General features: G+C 37.3%; 24 protein-coding genes. 18 read left to right on the top strand and 6 right to left on the bottom strand.

Translation table 11 applies throughout. From position 1 onward, the window contains the following. The 5 genes from HMPREF8571_RS06800 to HMPREF8571_RS06820 form a co-directional block, all read right to left on the bottom strand. Entirely contained in the window at positions 1 to 219 is a 219-nt protein-coding gene (locus HMPREF8571_RS06800; protein WP_141553701.1) for a hypothetical protein, read from the bottom strand. 297 nt (positions 220 to 516) lie between these two features. Next, the gene (locus HMPREF8571_RS06805) at positions 517 to 1,629 is read right to left on the bottom strand and encodes a hypothetical protein (RefSeq protein WP_000348049.1); all 1,113 of its coding nucleotides are present in this window, start codon (positions 1,627 to 1,629) and stop codon (positions 517 to 519) included. Positions 1,630 to 1,693: 64 nt separating this feature from the next. After that, positions 1,694 to 2,599, bottom strand: a complete 906-nt coding sequence (locus tag HMPREF8571_RS06810) for a hypothetical protein (RefSeq protein WP_000823825.1) — start codon at positions 2,597 to 2,599, stop codon at positions 1,694 to 1,696. 15 nt (positions 2,600 to 2,614) lie between these two features. Then, positions 2,615 to 4,099 (bottom strand): LPXTG cell wall anchor domain-containing protein, encoded by a 1,485-nt coding sequence (locus tag HMPREF8571_RS06815; protein ID WP_000851064.1) that lies wholly within the window; start codon positions 4,097 to 4,099, stop codon positions 2,615 to 2,617. Positions 4,100 to 4,262: 163 nt separating this feature from the next. Further along, positions 4,263 to 4,868, bottom strand: a complete 606-nt coding sequence (locus tag HMPREF8571_RS06820; RefSeq protein ID WP_001268840.1) for a recombinase family protein — start codon at positions 4,866 to 4,868, stop codon at positions 4,263 to 4,265. 420 nt (positions 4,869 to 5,288) lie between these two features. On the opposite strand from HMPREF8571_RS06820, the gene efeO reads away from it, so the two are divergent. The 18 genes from efeO to lacD all read left to right on the top strand — a co-directional run bounded on the left by efeO (position 5,289) and on the right by lacD (position 21,216). Further along, positions 5,289 to 6,161, top strand: coding sequence for an iron uptake system protein EfeO (gene efeO / locus HMPREF8571_RS06825; protein WP_000732984.1), 873 nt, complete (start codon positions 5,289 to 5,291; stop codon positions 6,159 to 6,161). Between the two features lie 5 nt (positions 6,162 to 6,166). After that, positions 6,167 to 7,381 (top strand): iron uptake transporter deferrochelatase/peroxidase subunit, encoded by a 1,215-nt coding sequence (gene efeB, locus HMPREF8571_RS06830; protein WP_000161918.1) that lies wholly within the window; start codon positions 6,167 to 6,169, stop codon positions 7,379 to 7,381. Beyond that, on the top strand, positions 7,356 to 9,044 hold the full coding sequence (locus tag HMPREF8571_RS06835; protein WP_000252112.1) for an FTR1 family protein: 1,689 nt from the start codon (positions 7,356 to 7,358) through the stop codon (positions 9,042 to 9,044). Before efeB ends, HMPREF8571_RS06835 begins: the two co-directional genes overlap by 26 nt. Continuing rightward, positions 9,045 to 9,776 (top strand): twin-arginine translocase subunit TatC, encoded by a 732-nt coding sequence (tatC, locus tag HMPREF8571_RS06840; protein ID WP_000379847.1) that lies wholly within the window; start codon positions 9,045 to 9,047, stop codon positions 9,774 to 9,776. Continuing rightward, positions 9,760 to 9,930, top strand: coding sequence for a twin-arginine translocase TatA/TatE family subunit (locus HMPREF8571_RS06845; protein WP_000512108.1), 171 nt, complete (start codon positions 9,760 to 9,762; stop codon positions 9,928 to 9,930). The genes tatC and HMPREF8571_RS06845 overlap by 17 nt, the downstream gene beginning before the upstream one ends. Positions 9,931 to 10,292: 362 nt before the next feature. Further along, complete coding sequence (locus HMPREF8571_RS06850) at positions 10,293 to 11,000, top strand: 2-C-methyl-D-erythritol 4-phosphate cytidylyltransferase (protein WP_000638522.1); 708 nt, start codon at positions 10,293 to 10,295, stop codon at positions 10,998 to 11,000. 4 nt (positions 11,001 to 11,004) lie between these two features. Next, positions 11,005 to 12,027, top strand: a complete 1,023-nt coding sequence (locus HMPREF8571_RS06855) for a ribitol-5-phosphate dehydrogenase (protein WP_000609921.1) — start codon at positions 11,005 to 11,007, stop codon at positions 12,025 to 12,027. A 16-nt stretch (positions 12,028 to 12,043) separates the two neighbouring features. After that, positions 12,044 to 12,901 carry a phosphotransferase family protein gene (locus tag HMPREF8571_RS06860; protein ID WP_000413081.1) on the top strand — a complete coding sequence of 286 codons (858 nt, stop codon included), beginning with the start codon at positions 12,044 to 12,046 and terminating at the stop codon, positions 12,899 to 12,901. A gap of 1 nt (position 12,902) precedes the next feature. Further along, positions 12,903 to 13,781, top strand: a complete 879-nt coding sequence (locus tag HMPREF8571_RS06865) for a DMT family transporter (protein WP_000791833.1) — start codon at positions 12,903 to 12,905, stop codon at positions 13,779 to 13,781. 11 nt (positions 13,782 to 13,792) lie between these two features. Then, on the top strand, positions 13,793 to 14,482 hold the full coding sequence (locus HMPREF8571_RS06870) for a sugar phosphate nucleotidyltransferase (RefSeq protein WP_000643955.1): 690 nt from the start codon (positions 13,793 to 13,795) through the stop codon (positions 14,480 to 14,482). 193 nt (positions 14,483 to 14,675) lie between these two features. Next, entirely contained in the window at positions 14,676 to 15,152 is a 477-nt protein-coding gene (locus tag HMPREF8571_RS06875) for a PTS sugar transporter subunit IIA (RefSeq protein WP_000521966.1), read from the top strand. 37 nt (positions 15,153 to 15,189) lie between these two features. Then, positions 15,190 to 15,495, top strand: coding sequence for a PTS sugar transporter subunit IIB (locus HMPREF8571_RS06880; protein ID WP_000590577.1), 306 nt, complete (start codon positions 15,190 to 15,192; stop codon positions 15,493 to 15,495). A 55-nt stretch (positions 15,496 to 15,550) separates the two neighbouring features. Beyond that, a complete protein-coding gene (locus HMPREF8571_RS06885; RefSeq protein ID WP_000382522.1) occupies positions 15,551 to 17,026 on the top strand; it encodes a PTS galactitol transporter subunit IIC in 1,476 nt (491 codons plus the stop codon). A 107-nt stretch (positions 17,027 to 17,133) separates the two neighbouring features. After that, positions 17,134 to 18,030 carry an aldose 1-epimerase family protein gene (locus tag HMPREF8571_RS11105; RefSeq protein ID WP_000234237.1) on the top strand — a complete coding sequence of 299 codons (897 nt, stop codon included), beginning with the start codon at positions 17,134 to 17,136 and terminating at the stop codon, positions 18,028 to 18,030. Positions 18,031 to 18,322: 292 nt separating this feature from the next. Then, a complete protein-coding gene (lacA, locus tag HMPREF8571_RS06895; protein WP_000029277.1) occupies positions 18,323 to 18,748 on the top strand; it encodes a galactose-6-phosphate isomerase subunit LacA in 426 nt (141 codons plus the stop codon). A 30-nt stretch (positions 18,749 to 18,778) separates the two neighbouring features. After that, complete coding sequence (gene lacB, locus HMPREF8571_RS06900; protein ID WP_001216924.1) at positions 18,779 to 19,294, top strand: galactose-6-phosphate isomerase subunit LacB; 516 nt, start codon at positions 18,779 to 18,781, stop codon at positions 19,292 to 19,294. Positions 19,295 to 19,304: 10 nt separating this feature from the next. Next, positions 19,305 to 20,234 carry a tagatose-6-phosphate kinase gene (locus HMPREF8571_RS06905; RefSeq protein ID WP_000604293.1) on the top strand — a complete coding sequence of 310 codons (930 nt, stop codon included), beginning with the start codon at positions 19,305 to 19,307 and terminating at the stop codon, positions 20,232 to 20,234. 1 nt (position 20,235) lies between these two features. Further along, the gene (lacD, locus tag HMPREF8571_RS06910; protein WP_000244538.1) at positions 20,236 to 21,216 is read left to right on the top strand and encodes a tagatose-bisphosphate aldolase; all 981 of its coding nucleotides are present in this window, start codon (positions 20,236 to 20,238) and stop codon (positions 21,214 to 21,216) included. Positions 21,217 to 21,280: 64 nt separating this feature from the next. Here lacD and HMPREF8571_RS06915 read toward each other — a convergent pair whose 3' ends face one another. After that, complete coding sequence (locus HMPREF8571_RS06915) at positions 21,281 to 22,048, bottom strand: DeoR/GlpR family DNA-binding transcription regulator (protein WP_000917577.1); 768 nt, start codon at positions 22,046 to 22,048, stop codon at positions 21,281 to 21,283. Positions 22,049 to 22,109: the final 61 nt, after the last annotated feature.

Here is a 22,109-nt window from a genome sequence, read left to right on the forward strand (position 1 = left end):
TTATTTACCTCCTTTATTTAATACTGTTACTGAGTTGGCTCGGAAATAGATGTTCCCTTTGACATTGCAGGCCTCTGCACCATGCAATTCGACCTCGTCAAATTGTTCGATTGTTTGTTGATCTGAGAATTTAACCTCAAAAGGCTGTTCTCCTTTAATGACGAACCAATAACGATACGAATCAATTTCGTCTGTCGGTTTATTATCAACGTATTTCATTCGAATATTCGGTTTGGGTGATAATACTATTGCAGTTTTTTCGTTTCCGAAAATTTCTTGAAATAGTTGGCTAGAATAGCCAGATTTGTTTTTAAATTTAAAACTCATGTTTTAATTCCTCATCAGCTATCTAGAATATTGCTGATTTTTCCTTTTAAATTTTCATAAACGTAAGGCCTTAACGTTTATATCATCATTTTATACTCTCGCAATCAAAATGTATTTATATATTTAGAAAGTATATTTTTATATTTTTGAAAATATAAAAAGACAGTCACAAAATTGGACTGTCTTAGATTATTTTTGAGAATTACTATCATTTTCTTTATCTACTTCAATAAGTTGGTTTTCTAGAATCTTTCTGAAATTAAGAAAGTGTAATATATGCAGATTTAACTCAACAGGAGTATGAATGTTGTTATCTCGGTTATCTCCATAGAACATTTGAAGCTGTTTTATATCTTCCTCCAATTTTTCCTTATCATAATAGCCAAGATTATGATTGTTATTATAAAAGGAGATTTTCTTTCCCTCTTGTGTTGCTTTCTGCAGAAATAAGATGAACTGCTCATCATTTAATGTTTGATCTAGAAAGTCTAAAAATAACGAAGATGAAAATAAGTTGATAAAGTAGTTATTGTCGATTTTAGAGAGTGTACTACCTTTACATTCCTCATTAATTTTTTTATCGATATTCTTATTATAAAATTCAAGGAGAGCAGTTCTATTAGTATCGATAAAAGTATTGAAAGATTCTACAAAAATTTGGTAATTATACTTACTACTGGACAAATAATCGAATAAGAAATTTGTATCTAATTTATTTGAAAAGAAGAATCTAGCAAAGTCAATTGAAAATTCTAGAGAATCATTATAGTGATGTTTAAATACCTCTAAGTAAAAATCTATTTTCTTTTCATCATTTATAGCTAGTATGATATTTAGAAGTAGCTTATTGGAGGCACGCCTCAGAATTTCATCATTGTTTAATGAATCTTTAAAAAGTTTTCTGTTGAGTTCATTACTAAAAAAATCATCACTAGAGAAATTATCCATGTAAGGATTAATGTCTGAGTCGTTGAACAAAATTAAAAGAAATGAAAATTTGATGAAATTAATAATTTCGCTATCTGAACCAAAAATTAATTCTTGAGATGTCAGATTGAACTCTTTTGAAAATAAATTAAATTGTTTTTGAGACATGAGGTAAGGGCTATTTACAGTCTTTCCTCTAATGATATTAGATAATGCGGAATTGGTTATAGGTAAATCTGAATACTCTCTTTTATTCTTCTTTTTGTCATCGTCATCTAATTTTTTCAAGAATTCTGTTTTAGTTTTGTATAATTCATCAATTTTTTTCTCAAGACGTGACCCTATCATGACGTATAGATATTTAGTAAAATCCATGATTTCCTCCATATTTAAGAGAATCGTAAACAAGCGTTTTTGTAGTTGATTTTATAATTTGATATTATTCTACTATAACATTCTTCACTTTAGTTTTTGGGCTATCTAATTTATAGATGGTATTTTTATCCGTTCTAACTGCGATTGTATTTTGATTGTCTTTGTTAACACCAATATTAAATGTAGAATCATAAATGTCCATAGAATAGAAGCGAATGATGCCAAATCCATTCTTATCTATTGTAGGGAAAAAACTTTGTAGGGGATTTGAAAATGAAATATTTTTAGGATTTTTGTTATACAATTTAGAAGAAAAGGTGAAGTATTCAATAGCAGTCTGATTACCACTATCATCAGTTTTCAAATTAATAGAATACACACTAGAAGTTGGTTGCGATACATCATCTAGATTAGTGGAGTTTTTCAAGGTTGTGATTATTTTTTTATAATCTTCTATTCTTTTTTCGTGTTCTTCGACAGTTCCGTTTGCTATCCCTGTTGCACTTTTTGAATATTTTGCTACATTTTCATTATATTTATCAATTTCATTTTGGTCAATATCTATTCGAGTTTGTATTTCTTCGATAATTTTTTTATAATATCCTGATATGTTTTGTTTGTGTAACTCTGTAGCCTTTTCAATAACTTCTTTATCACTTAGTTTGCTAGCTCCTCCCAAAGTTAAGCGTTCACTATCGTCAGGTCCATATAAATCGTATGTTGTAATTTTATCGTCTTTGACTACAAAAAGGTATTTAATTTTACTATCTTTTGAGATTGATTTAGAGTTTTCTAAATCATAAATGATAGTTTCGTTCTTCGATAGATAATCAGCAAACTCAGGATTTTTATTAGTAACGTTTGTTTTCGTTGTACTATTACTAGCTTGTGAAGAAGTAGTTGTAGAACTGCAAGAAGCAAGAACTATTCCTGAGAGTAAAAGTATTGCCAAAGTGAGTTTACGTTTCATAAAGTTTGTACCTCCTTACCCACGTTTACGTTTTACGATAAATCCTAATACAGTAATTGAAAGGACAGTACCGATAATTCCAAGAGTAGATCTTGATTCACCTGTGTTTGGTAAAGTCTTTTTATCGTTGTTTTTATTGTTTTCTGGTTTAGTTGTAGAAGTGCTGGTAGCTTGTTGTTTTTCTTGTGATAGCGTATTATCAGAATTTTGTTTGTCTGCCTTCGTATCACTATTTTTATTAGTGCTTAATTCATTTTTATCTTGCTTGCCAGTGTTATTGTTAGTACTTTGTTTATTTTTGTCATTGTTTGGCTGTTGATTGTTATTAACGTTGTTTGTTGTATGGTCTGACTTAGGTTTTGTAGTACTGTCTTTTGGTTTTTCAGGTTGAGTAGTTGTTGTTGCATTACCCTCTCCTGTTAATGTAACCTCTGTGCTAAAGACAAAATGGCGTTTTCTTTTATCAGTATTTTGTCCGTAAGTTGGTCCTGTAGTCCCTTCAACTGTTAGAATGTAGTTTCCTGAGGTAAGTGATGGCTCAAAAATAGTCCCTTCAAGTAGGTTAGAATATAACAAAGCATCCGATTTTTTAAATTCTTCTGACAAGCCTTCTAATACGACACTAGTTTTAGCAACTTCTTTTCCTGTTGCTTTATCTGTTAAAGTTGCTTGAATATTTGGAAGAACCGGGCCAGCATGGGGAGCCGCTTCAGGTAATTTCGCTTTAAATGTTAACCCTGTAGAGGTTGTTTTTATCTCAGTAAATTTACCTTTAATTTCTTGGATGTCATTAGAAGTTTTTCCTTCATCTGCTGGGTTAGTAGGTGTTACAGGTTTGGTATCTTCCGCAGGTTTAGTAGGAGTTTCAGGCTTAATATCTTCTACAGGTTTAGTAGGAGTTTCAGGTTTAATATCTTCTACAGGTTTAGTAGGAGTAACAGGTTTGGTATCTTCCGCAGGTTTAGCTGGGGTAACAGGTTTTACCTCTTCTGCAGGTTTAGTAGGAGTTTCAGGTTTAATATCTTCTACAGGCTTAGCAGGAGTTTCAGGTTTGACCTCTTCCACAGGTTTAGCAGGAGTTTCAGGTTTGACCTCTTCCGCAGGTTTAGTAGGAGTAACAGGTTTTTCCTCTTCCACTGGCTTTACAGGTTCAGTAGATTTAGAATTAGATAGGGCTTTAGCTACGTTTTGAACCGTCTTCTCAGCAGTCTCATCCAATGAAACTTTTCTGATGATTGCATAGACTTCGTAATTTTTCAAGTCTTCTGTTGGTACTACTCCAGCACGATAACTTCCGTACTCTTCAAGATATTTATCCTTGACGTCATTGAGCGCTTTATCAGCTTCTTCATAAGTTTTGTATGGATCTGAAATAATCTCGACTGAATCATTTGCAGTATCTCGATTGATTTGAGCGTCCGCGTAAATGGTGTTAGAACCAATCGTTGCAATTGCAAGAATGGCAGTTGCAAAAAGGTTAATTGCAGATTTTGTCTTCATTAAAAGAGACCTCCTATTATTTTTGAAGAAATCCCTTGTCCAATAATGTAGACTTTTATGGACAAAATTGATAGAATGAATAAAGAAGATATAACCCATCAAAATACTAAATTTTTCATTATTTTGAATTAAAAATGGTGAGATACTAGTTGTCCAAAATTTCCTACATTTTTTGACAAAAACTATAGTTTTTTAGCCAATTATGAAAAGTACTTTTTGAAACTCCTAAGATTTCTGCTCCTTCACGAATAGTTATTTCTTTTTGTCTGTATTTTTTTGCTAAATCATAAAAATTTGGTGGAACATTTATCTTCGGTCTTCCGAACTGCTTCCCTCTTTTTTGAGCTTCTCGAATTCCTTCTAGTTGTCTTTGCTTGATTTGCTCTCTTTCTATTTGCGACACATAGGATAGAACTTGTAAAACCAAATCAGAAATTAGTTTACCAGTGATTGTATCGCTGGTATTTTTAGTATTTAAGAGTGGAAAATCTAAAACGCTGATATGTACCTTTTTTGTCTTGGTGAGTAACTGCCATTGTTCTAAAATGTCATCGTAGTTCCGTCCGAGTCTATCAATTGATTTAATAACTATCTCATCATCTGCTTGTAGGACTGTTAGCAATTTTTGGTATTCCGTCCTGTCAAAATTTTTTCCAGAGGCCCTATCTATAAAAATTTGATTTTGGGGGATATTTTCTAATGCCAAAGCAGACATTTGTCTATCGATATTTTGCTCCTTAGTGGATACTCGTACATAACCATAACGCATAAGGCTACCACCTATCTTTTTATCTCTATTTTAGACGAAAAGAAAACTACCGCCCAGAATGAGTGGTAGTTTGTTGTACTCTTTGCTACTGTATTTTTTTGCCAAGATTTTGTCTTGTTTGCGTGAATAGTAGTGTTGGATAAAAAATCCTAAGGACTTAAAATCCTTTTAAATCAACCTTTTTGATGTTTACAAAAATTAAAAACAGTATGTTCAATTTTTGCATATTCATCATAGCGGTTTACAGTTTCCTTTTATAATTATTTTCCTTTTTATTTTAACAATTTTAGGATTAAAAGTCTAATAATAGTTAATTTTTGAATCATTAAATTTTCTGACAATTTATTGAAAAATGAGAGAAGACATGATATAATGAAACGTAAAATAAATTCAGGTCTTCTGAACCAATAGGAGTATACAATGAAAAAACTAGGTTTCGTTCTTTTATCTTCAGCCTTGCTATTGACTGCTTGTGCTAATAATCAATCTAAGCCAAGCAACACAAGTGATTCCTCTAAGGTAACAGCCTTGTCTGAAGACAAGCAAAAAATGCTTGATAAGGCTACTGCTGACTATAAGACTTTTGTACAAGAGCAAATTGATAAACTTTTGACAGATACGGAAGGCTTTGTCAAACTGTTGAAAGAAGGCAAATTAGAAGAGGCTAAGAAGGTTTATCCACTGATTCGTATGTCTTATGAGCGTTCAGAACCGATTGCCGAAAGTTTTGGTGAGTCAGATGTCAAGATTGATTTCCGTTTAGCAGACTATATGGACGAAAACAAGACAGAGGAAGGTTGGTCAGGTTTCCACCGTATCGAGCGTATCCTTTGGGAAGAAAATACAACTAAAGGAACTGAAAGTTATGGCGATCAACTAGTCAATGATATCAAAGAATTGAAGGCTAAGATTGCAACTGTGGATGTGGACTACAAGGTTATGTTGACTGGAGCAGTTGACTTGCTTAATGAAGTAGCGACAAGCAAGATTACAGGTGAAGAAGAAATTTATTCTCATACAGACTTGTATGACTTCCGTGCCAATATTGAAGGTGCTGAGAAGATTTTCCAACTCTTTAAACCTTTACTAGAAAAATCAGATGCTGATTTAGTTAAAGAATTGGAAGCAGATTTCAAATCTGTTAATAGCTTGTTGGACAAACATATGACAGACAAGGAGCACTACAAACTTTATACAGACTTAACAAAAGAAGACACCAAGGAATTGGCTGAAGCCGTGACAAAACTTGGTGAACCTCTATCACAAATGGGCAAGTTTCTTGATGGAGAATAAGTAGTATGACAAAGAAAGACGAAAATTTTTTTGAGAAAAAAATGGACCGTCGAGAATTTCTAAAAAAAGCGGGTATTGGAGGTGCTGGACTAGCACTAGGTCTCTCCGGTGCCTCCGCTTTTTTAGCACCTAGGTTAGACAAGCAAGAAAAAATCTCGTACGGAAATGAAAAAATTGCTTTTTATGGAAAGCATCAAGCTGGGATTAGTACGCCCATGCAAAAAAATATCTATTTTGTCGTTTTGGACTTGCATACGACAGATAAGGATAAGATTATCCAGTTGTTCAAGGATTGGACGGATTATAGTGCCAAGTTGGTCGAGGGGGAATTGGTTAAAAAAGATGGTCAGAATGCCCTCTTGCCACCTAGTGACACTGGAGAAACCGTGGGGCTAAATCCTCATCGTTTAACGCTGACTTTTGGTGTATCTGCTAGTTTCCTGAAAAAGATGAAATTAGAGCAAAAACGTCCTCAACTTTTTAAGGATTTACCTCCCTTCCCAAAAGAGCAACTACGTGAAAAATATACTGGGGGAGATATTGTTATCCAAGCCTGTGCAGATGACGAGCAAGTTGCTTTTCATGCTATTCGTAACCTTATCCGTAAAGGGAGAAATGCGGTGACCCTCCGTTGGAGCCAATCTGGTTTCGCTGCTATCGGAGATCGTCTTGAGACACCGCGTAACCTTTTTGGTTTCAAGGATGGAACTGCTAATGTAACTAAAGAGAAGGATTTTGACCGAGTTGTCTGGGCTGATAGCAAGGACTGGATGGAAAATGGATCCTATATGGCCGTTCGCCGCATCCAGATGTTTCTCGATACTTGGGATCGAACCAATCTTGAAGAGCAAGAAAATACCTTTGGTCGCTACAAGGAAAGTGGGGCTCCCTTTGGTAAGAAGAATGAATTTGATGAAGTAGATTTAAGTCTTTTACCAGATGATTCGCATGTTCGATTAGCCAAAGAGGTAGAGAAGCCACTCTTACGACGATCCTATTCATACTCAGATGGCATTGATGAAAAGACTGGACAATTTGACACAGGTTTACTCTTTATTTCTTTCCAAAAGGATCCAGATCATTTTGTCAAGGTTCAAACCAACCTCGGAGCTACAGACAAGATGAATGAGTATGTAACCCACATCGGTAGTGGTCTTTTTGCCTGCTTTGGTGGAGTAGAGAAAGGAGGCTATATTGGTCAGAAATTATTGGAAGACTAGTATTTGTTTCTTGACTTTGTCTTTTCTCTTGTTAGCTATCTTTCCTGTTAGTGCTAAGGAAAGTTTAAGTTCTTATTTTGTAAAGATTACGGATGCCTCTCAGGCTATAAAAAATGGAAATCAGGAACAAGCTAAGGCTCTAGTTAGAGAAATGGCGACGGATTTTGAAACAGTAGAACATGCTGATTCGGATGCTGGAAAGGTTGTCAAAGAGAAACTTGCTCTGTCAGGAGAGATTAGTGAAGAAAATCTGACACAAATCTCTTCTGCCCTTCTAGCTTTTGAAAAAGAACAAAATCCAATAGATCTGAATGAGGAGAAAGAAAAACTTGTCAGTCGACTAAAACCACGTTTTGAGACTTTGGATAAAGCAATTTCTTCCAAAGACATAGAGCAAATTCGAGAAGCCTATAAAAAGATGAATTCCACTTGGACCATCAATGAAAGTGTTGTTCGTGACAATAGTACGGCCCATTATGGACGTGTTGAAACAGCTATCTCCTTCTTGCGTAGTAGCATAGAAACTGAGCCTACTGATTTTAACTCCATCCAGACTTCCTTTGAGGACTTAAAAAAGGCTATTGATGATTTTGTAACTGGAAAAGAAGTCGCAGAAGCATCTTCTGATTTAAGTCTCAAAGACGGTATTGCCCTTTTGAAGAAGGCTTTGGAACAATTCCAAGCTGGTGACCAAGCATCAGGAGCAGTTAGTATGAAGGAATTCATCACTATCTGGCCAACGATTGAGGGTTCTGTTAGCACTACCAATCCTTCCCTCTATACACGAGTTGAAAGTGAAAGCCCTGTGATTATGGTCAAGGGAAGTGAGAAGGAATATCAAGAAAAATTAGAAAAACTGATTGCAGATTTATCACAAATTAATACCAGCGCACGTTACAATGCCTTTGATGCTATGCTCATTCTCCTGAGAGAAGGGGTAGAGGCTCTCTTAATCGTCATGGCCTTGGTCACAACTCTAAAAGCAGCCAAGATGCGCAAAGGACTCAAGTGGGTATATGGTGGAGCACTATCAGGAATAGCTGCGAGTCTAGTGATTGCATTTATACTCCAAATTGCCTTTCCTGCTGTAACATCGGGGGCTAATCGTGAAATCATCGAAGGAGTTGTTGGGATTTTTGCGGTAGTGATGATGATTTTGATCGGAATCTGGCTTCACAGTAAATCCTCGGTCAAAAAATGGAATGATTTTATGGATTCCCAGATGAAAACGGTGACCAAGACAGGTTCATTCATTTCCATGTTTGCTCTAAGTTTTCTAGCTGTTTTTCGTGAAGGGGCAGAGACCATTCTTTTTTACGTAGGAATTTTACCGAGAATATCTCGTTTTGAGTTTATCCTAGGAATTTCTCTAGCTTTGTTAGTCTTGCTGATTATTGCATTTCTGATGAACAAGGCCAGTCAATTCTTCCTACCTCATAAGGTCTTCTTCCTACTGACGTGGATGATTTATGCTCTTGCCTTCAAGATGCTAGGTGTTAGCCTACATGCTCTCCAGCTGACCAATATGGCACCTAACCACTTATTGCCAGGTTTCCCTACTATCGACCTATTGGGTATCTATCCAAGTTGGGAAGGTTTAGGAAGTCAGCTAGTCTTTTTGATAATTGTTTTGGCTGTCACATTGAGACAGGGTGAAAAGTAGATGGATACAAAAGAATTGACAATTATTGAACATCTGGTAGAATTTAGAAAGAGATTCATTGTTGTTATAGCCTGCTTTTTTATAGTTTTCTGTGGAGCTTTATTGTTTGCAGATCAGCTTTACTACTATCTAACTCAGTCCTTTAATCAAAAGTTGATTGTATTAGGTCCAAATGATATTTTGTGGATTTATTTTCGCTTAGCGAGCCTAATGTCCTTTACTATTACGCTTCCTTTTACAGTTTATCAGATATGGAGTTTTGTCAAACCAGGGTTGAAAATCGAAGAAGCAAGAGCAATCTTTACCTATATTCCAGCTAGTTTTATTTGCTTTCTACTTGGACTAGCCTTTGGATTCTACTTTGTAACGCCTGCCTTACTTCAAGTGCTTTTAGGACTTGGGGAAGGACTATTTGAAACTCAATTAACAGCGCAGAACTACTTAGACTTTGTTTTTCAAACAACTATCCCTTTGGCATTCATCTTTGAATTGCCAGTCATCATCGCTTTTTTAACATCGATCGGCTTGATTGGACCAGGGCTCTTAGTTACCTATAGACGTTATGCCTACTTTATTTTATTGGTACTCGCTGTTATTTTGACACCAGCTGATTTTATTAGCGATCTAGCCATGACAATCCCTTTAATCTCGCTCTATGAGCTTAGCATTGTAATTAGCAAGAGGATAATAAAGAAAAAAATGAAAGGAGAAAAGAATGGGAATCTTACGTGATATCGGTGCTCCAGGATTGATTATCATTGTTCTAGGTGCACTCTTAATATTTGGACCAAAACGTTTACCAGAATTGGGTGAATCAATTGGTAAAATGCTGTCTGAATTTAAAAAGGCAGTTAAAGGAGCTGGTGACCAAGATCAGGAAAAGTAAACTATTCCGTCATCATACATAAAAACAAGAAAGTTAGGAACTGTAGCTATCGAGACAAATTTGAACAGTTTCCTAGCTTATTTTTGTACTCTGAAAAATGTGTTTAAGTTTTCTTTAAGGTTTGTATTATATTCTAAAGAACTGTATATTAACCGAACGTTAAACGGAGAATATAGAGGATAATCTATTTTTCTTTCTTAATTTGTTATGAACTTTTCAGATTTAGCTGCTATTGTTCACTTTTTGGTCAAAATAGTGAGTTAACTCGGCTAAATGGCGCTCTATCTTTTCTTCATGATAAAGATAGATTGTGATATAATAGATAGTAATGAGTTTTTTAGAATAAACAAAGGAGAATATAAATGATCTATGCAGGAATCCTAGCCGGAGGAACTGGCACACGCATGGGAATCAGTAATTTACCAAAACAATTCTTGGAGTTGGGTGATCGACCTATTTTGATCCACACAATTGAAAAATTTGTCTTAGAACCAAGTATTGAAAAAGTTGTGGTTGGAGTTCATGGAGATTGGGTGTCTCATGCTGAGGACTTGGTTGAAAAGTATCTTTCTCTCCACAAGGACCGCATCATCATTACCAAGGGTGGTGCTGATCGCAATGCTAGTATCGAGAAGATTATAGAAGCCATTGATGCCTACCGTCCAATTACTCCAGAAGATATTGTGATTACCCACGACTCAGTTCGTCCCTTCATCACGCTTCGCATGATTCAGGACAATATCAAACTCGCCCAAAATCATGATGCGGTTGACACAGTAGTAGAAGCGGTTGATACCATTGTTGAAAGTACCAATGGTCAGTTTATCACGGATATTCCAAATCGTGCTCACCTTTATCAAGGTCAAACACCTCAAACCTTCCGCTGCAAGGATTTCATGGATTTGTATGGTTCCCTATCTGATCAAGAAAAGGAAATCCTGACGGATGCATGTAAGATTTTTGTTATCAAAGGGAAAGACGTTGCCCTAGCTAAAGGGGAATATTCAAACCTTAAAATCACAACTGTGACGGACTTGAAAATCGCGAAAAGCATGATTGAGAAAGACTAAGGCTATGATTAATCAAATTTATCAACTGACCAAATCAAAATTTATCAATGTAAAATACCAAGAAGAGGACATTGATCAGGAGAATCATATCCTGATTCGTCCAAATTATATGGCGGTTTGTCATGCGGATCAACGTTACTATCAAGGGAAGCGTGATCCAAAGATATTGGCTAAAAAACTTCCTATGGCTATGATTCACGAGTCTTGTGGAACTGTTATTTCAGATCCAACTGGGACTTATGAAGTCGGTCAAAAGGTAGTTATGATTCCAAATCAACCGCCGATGCAGAGCGACAAAGAGTTCTACGAAAACTACATGACTGGAACCTACTTTCTATCTAGTGGTTATGATGGCTTTATGAGAGAATTTGTCTCTCTACCAAAAGATCGTGTTGTGTCTTATAATGACATTGAGGACACAGTTGCTGCCATTACCGAGTTTGTGAGTGTGGGTATGCATGCCATGGATCGTTTCTTAAATCTTGCCCACAGCAAACGGGAGCGAATCACTGTTATTGGAGATGGTAGTTTGGCTTTTGTGGTTGCCAATATTATCAATTACACTCTACCAGAAGCAGAGATTATCGTAATTGGTCGCCATTGGGAAAAATTGGAGCTCTTCTCTTTTGCAAAAGAGTGCTACATTACTGATAATATTCCAGAAGATTTGACCTTTGATCATGGATTTGAGTGTTGTGGTGGTGATGGTACAGGCCCAGCTATCAATGATTTGATTCGTTACATTCGACCTCAGGGAACCATTCTCATGATGGGAGTGAGCGAGTACAAGGTTAATATCAATACGCGAGATGCTTTGGAAAAAGGATTGTTATTAGTAGGCTCATCTCGTTCAGGACGCGTCGATTTTGAGAAGGCTATTCAAATGATGGAAGTCAAAAAGTTTGCGAATCGTCTGAAGAATATCCTTTATGTTGAAGAACCCGTGAGAGAAATCAAGGACATTCACCGTGTCTTTGCTACAGACCTTAATACTGCTTTTAAAACAGTATTTAAGTGGGAAGTGTAGAAGATGGAGGTTAATTGTGGAGAAACTCATCAAAGAAAAAATTTCTTCTTTACTATCTGATGAAGAGGAAGTCCTCAGCGTTGAACAGTTGGGAGGCATGACCAACCAAAACTATTTGGTTAAAACAACCAACAAACAGTATATTGTGAAATTTTTTGGTAAAGGGACTGAAAAACTCATCAATCGTCAAGATGAAAAATACAATCTTGAATTGTTGAAAGATTTGAATCTCGATGTCAAGAATTATCTTTTTGATATTGAGTCAGGAATCAAGGTAAATGAGTACATTGATTCTGCAACAACGCTTGATTCCACTTCAATTAAGACCAAATTTGAAAAGATTGCACCGATTCTACAGACCATTCATGCATCAGGCAAAGAACTAAGAGGGGAATTTGCACCTTTTGAAGAAATCAAAAAATATGAAGCCCTGATTGAGGGAAATATCCCTTACGCCAACTATGAAGTTGTGAGAAAAGAAGTATTCTTGCTAGAGAAAAGATTGGCTGATTTGGGTGTTGACAGAAAGTCTTGTCATATCGATTTGGTTCCAGAAAACTTTATCGAGTCACCTCAAGGTCGCTTGTATTTGATTGACTGGGAATACTCTTCTATGAATGATCCAATGTGGGACTTGGCAGCTCTCTTTTTGGAGTCTGACTTTACAAATCAGGAAGAAGAAGATTTCCTTGCTTATTATGAGAGTGATAAAACTCCAGTATCTCGTGAAAAGATTCGAATCTATAAAATTTTGCAAGATACCATCTGGAGTTTGTGGACAGTGTACAAAGAGGCTCAAGGTGCTGACTTTGGAGATTATGGTGTGAGTCGTTACCAAAGAGCTGTTGACGGTTTGACTTATTATGGAGGTTAGGATGAAGAATAAAAATGGTGTTTCTTTCGGTCTTCTCTCAGGTATCTTCTGGGGATTAGGCCTAACAATCAGTGCTTATATCTTTTCAATTTTTACCAATCTATCACCCTTTGTGGTGGCAGCAGCACATGACTTTTTGAGTATCTTTATTTTATTAGCTTTTCTCTTGATTAGAGAAGGGAAGGTTCGCTTGTCAATCTTTCTAAATATTCGAAATGTCAGTGTTATTATCGGAGCCTTGCTAGCTGGACCTATAGGTATGCAGGCCAATCTTTATGCGGTTAAATATATCGGTAGTTCTCTAGCTTCATCTGTATCAGCTATTTACCCAGCAGTTTCAGTTTTGCTAGCCTTCTTCATTTTGAAACACAAGGTGTCTAAGAATACTGTGTTTGGTATTTTGTTGATTATTGCTGGTATTATTGCCCAGACTTACAAAGTTGAGCAGGTTAATTCATTTTATATTGGAATTCTCTGTGCATTAGTTTGTGCCATTGCCTGGGGGAGTGAAAGTGTTCTCAGCTCCTATGCTATGGAAAGTGATTTAAGTGAAATTGAAGCCTTATTAATCCGCCAAGTAACCTCATTCTTGTCCTACCTTATCATTGTCCTCTTTTCTCATCATTCATTTGCAGAAGTAGCAGATGGGCAATTGCTCGGCTTGATGTTAGTCTTTGCAGCATGTAATATGATTTCATACTTAGCTTACTATATTGCTATCAACCGTTTACAACCTGCAAAAGCAACTGGATTGAACGTAAGCTATGTCGTATGGACAGTATTGTTCTCAGCAATGCTTTTAGGTACACCACTCGATATGGTGACCATTATTACATCGCTTGTTGTCATGGCTGGTGTTTATATTATTATTAAAGAATAAAGGAGAATAGCGTGAAAGCAATTATCTTGGCAGCGGGGTTGGGAACTCGTCTGCGCCCTATGACTGAAAATACCCCTAAAGCCTTGGTTAAGGTCAACCAAAAACCTTTGGTAGAATACCAAATTGAATTTTTGAAAGAGCGAGGAATTGATGAGATTATCATTGTTGTCGGCTATCTCAAAGAACAATTTGACTACCTAAAAGGAAAATATGGTGTCCGTTTGGTCTTTAACGACAAGTATGCTGATTACAATAACTTTTACTCACTTTATTTAGTAAAAGAAGATTTGGCTAACAGCTATGTTATCGATGCAGATAACTATCTTTTCAAAAATATGTTTCGAAACGATCTTAAACGTTCTACCTATTTTAGCGTTTATCGTGAAGACTGTACCAACGAGTGGTTCTTGGTTTACGGTGATGACTACAAGGTTCAAGACATTATTGTTGACAGCAAGGCTGGTCGCATTTTGAGCGGAGTTTCATTCTGGGATGCACCAACTGCTGAGAAGATTGTTGGCTTTATTGACAAAGCTTACGAAAGTGGTGAATTTGTTGATCTCTACTGGGACAACATGGTTAAGGATAATATCAAAGAATTAGATGTCTATGTCGAAGAATTAGAGGGAAATAGCATCTATGAAATTGATAGTGTAAAAGATTACCATAAGTTAGAAGAGATTTTATCTACTATTAAGTAAGGAAAGAGAAGAAGGCTTGGGCCTTCTTTTTTTTTGTGTATTTCATAACAAGAATGTTTGATATTGATTGTATTCTTTAAATGAAACAAAAATTACAAAAAAATGAACAAAATAAAACAAAAAATTATTGACAACGATTTCATATAGTGTTATACTTATAGCATAAAAGTTAATTGAAAGAAGGGAAAATGTTATGGGATTAGATCATTTCTTTGACAAAGACCTCGTGTTTTGCTTAGAAGCGGATAATCAAGAACAACTCTTTGATCAGGTAGCAACCCTGTTGGAAGAACGAGAAATTGTAACTCCAACTTATCGTGAAGCCTTGATCACGCGTGAAAAGTCATTTCCAACTGGCTTAGATATGGAATTTCTGGGTAAGGATTTGCCAAATGTAGCGATTCCTCATACAGATATTGTTCATAATCTAGCTGAGAAAGTGGTGGTTGTTCGACTAGAAAAACCAGTAACTTTTCACAATATGATTGCTCCTGATAAGGAAGTAGCAGTATCCCTACTCTTCTTTATCATTAACAATTCAAGTTCGAGTCAAACCAATATTCTTGCTCAGTTGATGGACTTCTTTACTGGAAATGGTCACTTAGAAGATCTGGCAAAAATTTCTGAACCAGAAGCTCTCTACACTTACATTTCTGAAGCAACAGCTTAAATCGTACATTAAAATTATTAAATCGGAGGAAATCCTAATGATTAAAATTCTTGCTGCCTGCGGTGCAGGTGTTAACTCAAGTCACCAAATTAAAAGTGCTCTAGAAGAAGAACTTTCAAGCCGTGGGTATGACGTTCACTGTGATGCAGTCATGGTTAAAGATGTGAACGAAGACCTTATGAAAGGTTACGATATCTTTACTCCAATCGCTGCAACAGATCTTGGTTTTGAACCAGGTATTCCAGTAATCGAAGCTGGACCAATCTTGTTCCGTATTCCTGCAATGAGCGCTCCAGTATTTGACAATATTGAAGCAGCTATTAAAGAACACGGACTAAGCTAATTTATTCTTTATCTTGTTAACATTCATATAACTTAGAAAAACGGGAGGAACTATTATGGATGTCATTATCAATCTGGCCAACGATATCTTTAAACCTATCTTGGCTATGGGTGGCCCTATCATCATGCTGATCATTTTGACAGTATTGGCCCTACTTTTTGGAGTTAAATTCTCCAAAGCGCTTGAAGGTGGTATCAAGCTTGCCATCGCCCTTACAGGTATCGGTGCCATTATCGGTATGCTCAACGGAGCTTTCTCGGCTTCTCTTGCGAAATTCGTTGAAAACACTGGTATTCAATTGAACATCACTGACGTTGGTTGGGCACCACTTGCTACGATCACTTGGGGATCTGCTTGGACACTTTACTTCTTGCTTGTAATGTTGATTGTCAACGTTGTGATGCTTGCAATGAAGAAAACGGACACACTTGACGTCGATATCTTCGATATCTGGCACTTGTCAATCACTGGTCTTCTGATCAAATGGTATGCTGACAACAACGGTGTAAGCCAAGGGGTTTCACTCTTCATCGCGACAGCAGCAGTAGTACTTGTAGGTATTTTGAAGATCATCAACTCTGACTTGATGAAACCAACTTTCGACGACCTTCTTAACGCACCAAGTTCATCACCAATGACTTCAACACACATGAACTACATGATGAACCCAGTTATCATGGTCTTGGATAAGATCTTTGATAAAGTTTTGCCAGGTCTTGATAAATATGACTTTGACGCTGCAAAATTGAACAAGAAAATCGGTTTCTGGGGATCTAAATTCTTCATCGGTTTCATTCTTGGTATTGTTATTGGTTTGATGGGAACTCCACATCCAGTTGCTGGTGTAGAAGATGCATCTTCATGGGAACTTGTTATTAAAGGTTGGTTGAGCCTTGGTTTGACTGCCGGTGTCTGCTTGGAGCTCTTCTCACTTATCGGATCTTGGTTCATCGCAGCCGTAGAACCACTTTCACAAGGTATCACAAACGTTGCTACCAAACGTCTTCAAGGACGTAAATTCAACATCGGTCTTGACTGGCCTTTCATCGCTGGTCGTGCTGAAATCTGGGCTTGTGCCAACGTACTTGCACCAATCATGTTGATTGAAGCAGTGCTTCTTTCAAACGTAGGAAATGGTATCTTGCCTCTTGCAGGTATCATCGCCATGGGTGTAACTCCAGCTCTCTTGGTTGTTACTCGTGGTAAATTGCTCCGTATGATCATCTTCGGAACACTCTTGTTGCCACTCTTCCTTCTTTCAGGTACTCTTATCGCTCCATTCGCAACTGAACTTGCTAAAGGTGTAGGTGCCTTCCCAGAAGGTGTGAGCCAAACTCAATTGATCACTCACTCAACTCTTGAAGGACCAATCGAAAAACTATTTGGTTGGGCAATCGGTAATGCTACAACAGGTGATATTAAAGCGATCCTTGGTGCAGCAGCCTTCCTTGTATTCTATGTAGGTATCTTTGCTTGGTATAGAAAACAAATGATCAAACGTAACGAAGAATACGCAGCAAATGCTAAATAATTCGCTCCTATAAAATGTAAATTGTGAAAACTAGGTTGTTTATTTCCAATGTTGGGAGTGGCAACCTAGTTTTTCATATAAAAATCTAAAAATAGTTGGAGAATATAATGGTAATTGAAGTAAAATCAGACCAGTTAACGGTCAAGTTTAAAACCTTAGGTGGTGCTCTGTCGTCAATCAAGGACCGAGAAGGCATTGAGTATTTGTGGCAAGGAGATGCCACTTACTGGAGTGGACAGGCTCCAGTACTTTTTCCAATCTGTGGTTCTTTGAGAGAGGATACAGCAATCTACAGTCATGCAGATGGAACGGAAACTAAAGGAAGCATTCCGCGTCATGGTTTGGTCCGTAAAAATGAATTTGAATTAGTTGATCAAACAGAAAATAGTGTAACCTTTGCTATCGAAGATGATGAGAATACTTATCAAAATTATCCTTATCATTTCCGCCTTGAAATCACATATCTAGTGACTGGCAAGACTGTTCGTACTCAATACAAAGTTTTTAACAAAGAAACGAATAAAGTAATGCCATTCTTTATTGGTGGTCATCCAGGATTTAACTGTCCTCTGCTAGAAGGCGAAACTTATGAAGATTACTATTTAGAGTTTGAGCAAGAAGAGACTTGCTCTGTTCCACGTCCTTTCCCAGAAACTGGACTCTTAGACTTCCAAGATAGAAGTCCATGGTTGGATTCTCAAAAGGAAGTGAATCTCAGCTACGATTTGTTCAGTGTTGATGCAGTGACACTCGATGAGTTGCAATCTAGAACAATTGCTCTTCGTTCTCGTAAGCATGAGAAGGGATTAAAAGTACACTTCCAAGAGTTTTCAAATCTCATTATTTGGTCTACCCTAAATAAAGGGCCTTTCATCGCTTTTGAACCCTGGTCAGGCTTATCAACTTCACTTGAAGAAGGAAATTTTTTAGAAGACAAGAAGAATGTTCGTCTCTTGGAACCAGGTCAAGTTGATCAGATTGGTTTTGAGATCGAAATCTTATAATTTTAAAAAATATAACACAAAAACAAACATTTTCTGTTGACTTTTACGTAAAATAGGAGTATATTATGTTTGTGAGCAACAAATGATGTTTGTAACAAACAAATAATCACTTGTTATATTCTCTTTCGAGGAGAAAGTTTGTTTCTAGGAACTTGATTTCCTGGACTTGGATAAGGTGTTATTCATCTCGTTCAATCAAATTTGTCACTAAACTGCTAGAAAGTCTTTTGTAGGTAAACTGCTAACTATAAAAGTCTTTACTAGCCTAGAAAAATAAAAAGGAGTATACAATATGTCTATTGTTATCGGTGCAGATGCTGCAGGTTTGAGATTGAAAGAAGTTGTGAAAGACTTCCTAGAAAAAGAAAACTTCCACGTAGTGGATGTTACAGCAGAAGGCCAAGACTTTGTCGATGTGACTCTTGCTGTTGCTGCAGAAGTAAACAAAGAAGAACAAAATCTTGGTATCGTGATTGATGCTTATGGTGCTGGTCCTTTCATGGTCGCAACTAAAATCAAAGGAATGGTTGCTGCAGAAGTTTCAGATGAACGTTCAGCTTATATGACTCGTGGACACAACAACTCACGTATGATCACTATGGGTGCACAACTTGTTGGTGACGAATTGGCGAAAAACATCGCTAAAGGTTTTGTTAATGGTAAATACGACGGTGGACGTCACCAAATTCGTGTCGACATGTTGAACAAAATGTGTTAATTAGATTACAGTAAGAGAGGTAAGTTAAAAATGAGAATTGCAATCGGATGTGACCACATCGTAACAAATGAAAAAATGGCGGTTTCTGAATTCTTGAAATCAAAAGGACATGAAGTCATTGACTTTGGTACTTACGATCATGCGCGAACACACTACCCAATTTTTGGTAAAAAAGTAGGGGAAGCAGTTGTTAGCGGACAAGCTGATCTTGGGGTATGTATCTGTGGTACAGGTGTTGGTATCAATAACGCTGTTAACAAAGTTCCAGGTGTACGCTCTGCCTTGGTTCGTGATATGACAACAGCACTCTATGCTAAAGAAGAACTTAATGCCAACGTTATCGGTTTTGGTGGTAAGATTACTGGTGAATTGCTCATGTGTGATATCATTGAAGCTTTCATCAATGCTGAATACAAGCCATCTGAAGAAAACAAAAAATTGATCGCTAAAATTGAGCATGTTGAAACTCACAATGCTCATCAAGCAGATGCAAACTTCTTTACAGAATTCCTTGAAAAATGGGATCGCGGTGAATACCACGACTAAGAGGTGACCTATGATTTTAACAGTCACAATGAATCCGTCCATTGATATTTCCTATCCCTTGGATGAGTTGAAGATTGATACTGTCAATCGTGTGGTGGATGTAACCAAAACGGCTGGTGGGAAAGGTCTTAATGTTACGCGAGTTCTTTCAGAATTTGGTGATTCTGTCCTTGCTACTGGTTTGGTCGGTGGTAAACTTGGTGAGTTTTTAGTAGGGCATATCGATGATAAAGTAACGAAACGTTTCTTCTCTATTCAAGGTGAAACTCGTAACTGTATTGCTATTCTCCACGGAGACAACCAAACAGAAATTCTTGAGAAAGGACCCGAAGTTCTGGAACAAGAAGGGCAAGATTTCTTGGCTCATTTTGAGAATCTTCTTGACACTGTAGAAGTCGTAGCCATTTCAGGTAGTCTTCCAGCTGGCCTTCCAGTTGACTACTATGCAAACTTGGTAGAGCTTACTAATAAAGCAGAGAAACCAGTTGTTCTGGATTGCTCAGGTGCAGCTCTTCAGGCGGTTCTTGAATCACCACACAAACCAACAGTTATCAAACCAAATAACGAAGAATTGTCTCAGCTTCTTGGAAAAGAAGTTTCAGAAGATTTGGATGAATTAAAAGAAGTTCTTCAAGAACCTTTATTTGCAGGGATTGAGTGGATTATCGTGTCACTTGGTGCAAATGGTGCTTTTGCAAAACATGGGGACACTTTCTACAAGATAGATATTCCAAGAATTCAGGTAGTCAATCCTGTCGGATCTGGAGATTCTACTGTTGCAGGTATTTCATCAGGACTTCTTCATAAGGAATCGGATGCAGAACTCCTCATCAAGGCCAATGTCCTTGGTATGCTCAATGCCCAAGAAAAGATGACAGGTCATGTCAATATGGCCAACTATCAAGCTTTATATGATCAATTAATAGTAAAAGAGGTATAAAATGGTTTTAACAGAAAATAAACGTGCTTGCTTGCAAAAACTCTCTGATGAGAACGGCATTATCTCAGCTCTTGCCTTTGACCAACGTGGCGCTTTGAAACGCCTTATGGCTCAATACCAAACAGAAGAGCCAACAGTTGCTCAAATGGAAGAACTTAAAGTATTGGTTGCAGATGAATTGACAAAATACGCATCATCTATGCTCCTTGACCCTGAGTATGGTCTTCCAGCTACAAAAGCGCTTGATGCCAATGCTGGTCTTCTCCTTGCTTATGAAAAAACTGGTTACGATACAACAAGCACCAAACGCTTGCCTGACTGCTTGGATGTTTGGTCTGCAAAACGCATCAAGGAACAAGGCGCGGATGCTGTGAAGTTCTTGCTTTACTATGACGTAGACAGCGCTGACGAACTCAACCAAGAAAAACAAGCCTACATCGAACGCATCGGTTCTGAGTGTGTGGCGGAAGATATTCCATTCTTCCTTGAAATCCTTGCTTACGATGAAAAAATCGCTGACGCAGGCTCTGCAGAATACGCAAAAGTAAAACCACACAAGGTTATCGGTGCCATGAAGGTCTTCTCAGACCCACGCTTCAACATCGATGTCTTGAAAGTGGAAGTTCCAGTCAACGTCAAATACGTTGAAGGCTTTGGTGATGGAGAAATCGTCCATACTCGAGAAGAAGCAGCAGCCTTCTTCAAAGCACAAGATGAAGCGACTAACTTGCCATACATTTACTTGAGTGCGGGTGTATCAGCAAAACTCTTCCAAGAAACACTTGTCTTTGCCCACGAATCAGGCGCAAACTTCAACGGAGTTCTTTGCGGCCGTGCGACATGGGCTGGATCAGTTGAAGCCTACATCAAAGACGGTGAGGTAGCAGCTCGTGAATGGTTGCGTACAACAGGTTTCGAGAACATTGATGAACTCAACAAGGTTCTCCAAACCACAGCGACTTCATGGAAAGAACGCGTGTAATAAAACCATTAAAGACTGAAATTTTAATACTTACAAAAATCCCCACCAATCGGTGGGGATAGTTTTATGGTTTAGAAAGAATGATTTTTGTTTGTTTCGAAAGTTGGTCGAAGGTTTCTTTGTTCAGTTTGGAATCTGAAACGATGGTATCAATCTCTGAGATATTGTAGAAAGTGTAAAAATCAAACTTATTAAACTTACTGTGGTCTGCCAGTAGATATTTTTTATTGGCATTATTCAAAGCGATTCGTTGTACTTCGCCCTCTTCCTCACTGAAGGTGGCAATAGCCTTATCCTTGATACCATTACAACTAACAAAAGCCTTAGAGAACTGAAGATTGGTCAAATCCTGCAAGGTGAGTGTCCCTACAAAAGCCCCAGTGATAGAGCGATAATTCCCACCAATCAAGATCAAATCTGTTAGTTTTCGTTCGTTTAGGATGAGAAAAACTGGAAGACTGTTTGTTACAACACGAATATTATCGATAGGGAGCTCACGAGCAAAACACTCCAAGGTTGTTCCTGGACCGATAAAAATGGTTTCTCCTTCGTCAATCAAACGACCTGCAAAACGACTAATTTCTTGTTTTTCAGCAATCTGTAAGCCTTGTTTTTCAACGTTTGACCGTTCGTTGTTTAAGAGAGAACCTGTACGAAGTTTTTCAGCACCACCATGCACACGGACCAGTAAATCTTTATCTGCCAATTCTTGTAAGTAGCGACGAGCTGTCATATCTGATACATCCAGACGCGTCATGATTTCTTTTACAGTAATAGTTCCCTTTGTATTTACCGTTTCTAGAATATTATCTAGTTTCTCTTGCTTTAGCATCCTTATCACCTCGGTTTCTACTATTATTATCTTACCATAAAACGCTCAATATATCAAATAG

This window comes from Streptococcus mitis ATCC 6249, assembly GCF_000146585.1.
GTDB classification, from domain to species: Bacteria; Bacillota; Bacilli; order Lactobacillales; family Streptococcaceae; genus Streptococcus; species Streptococcus mitis_AZ.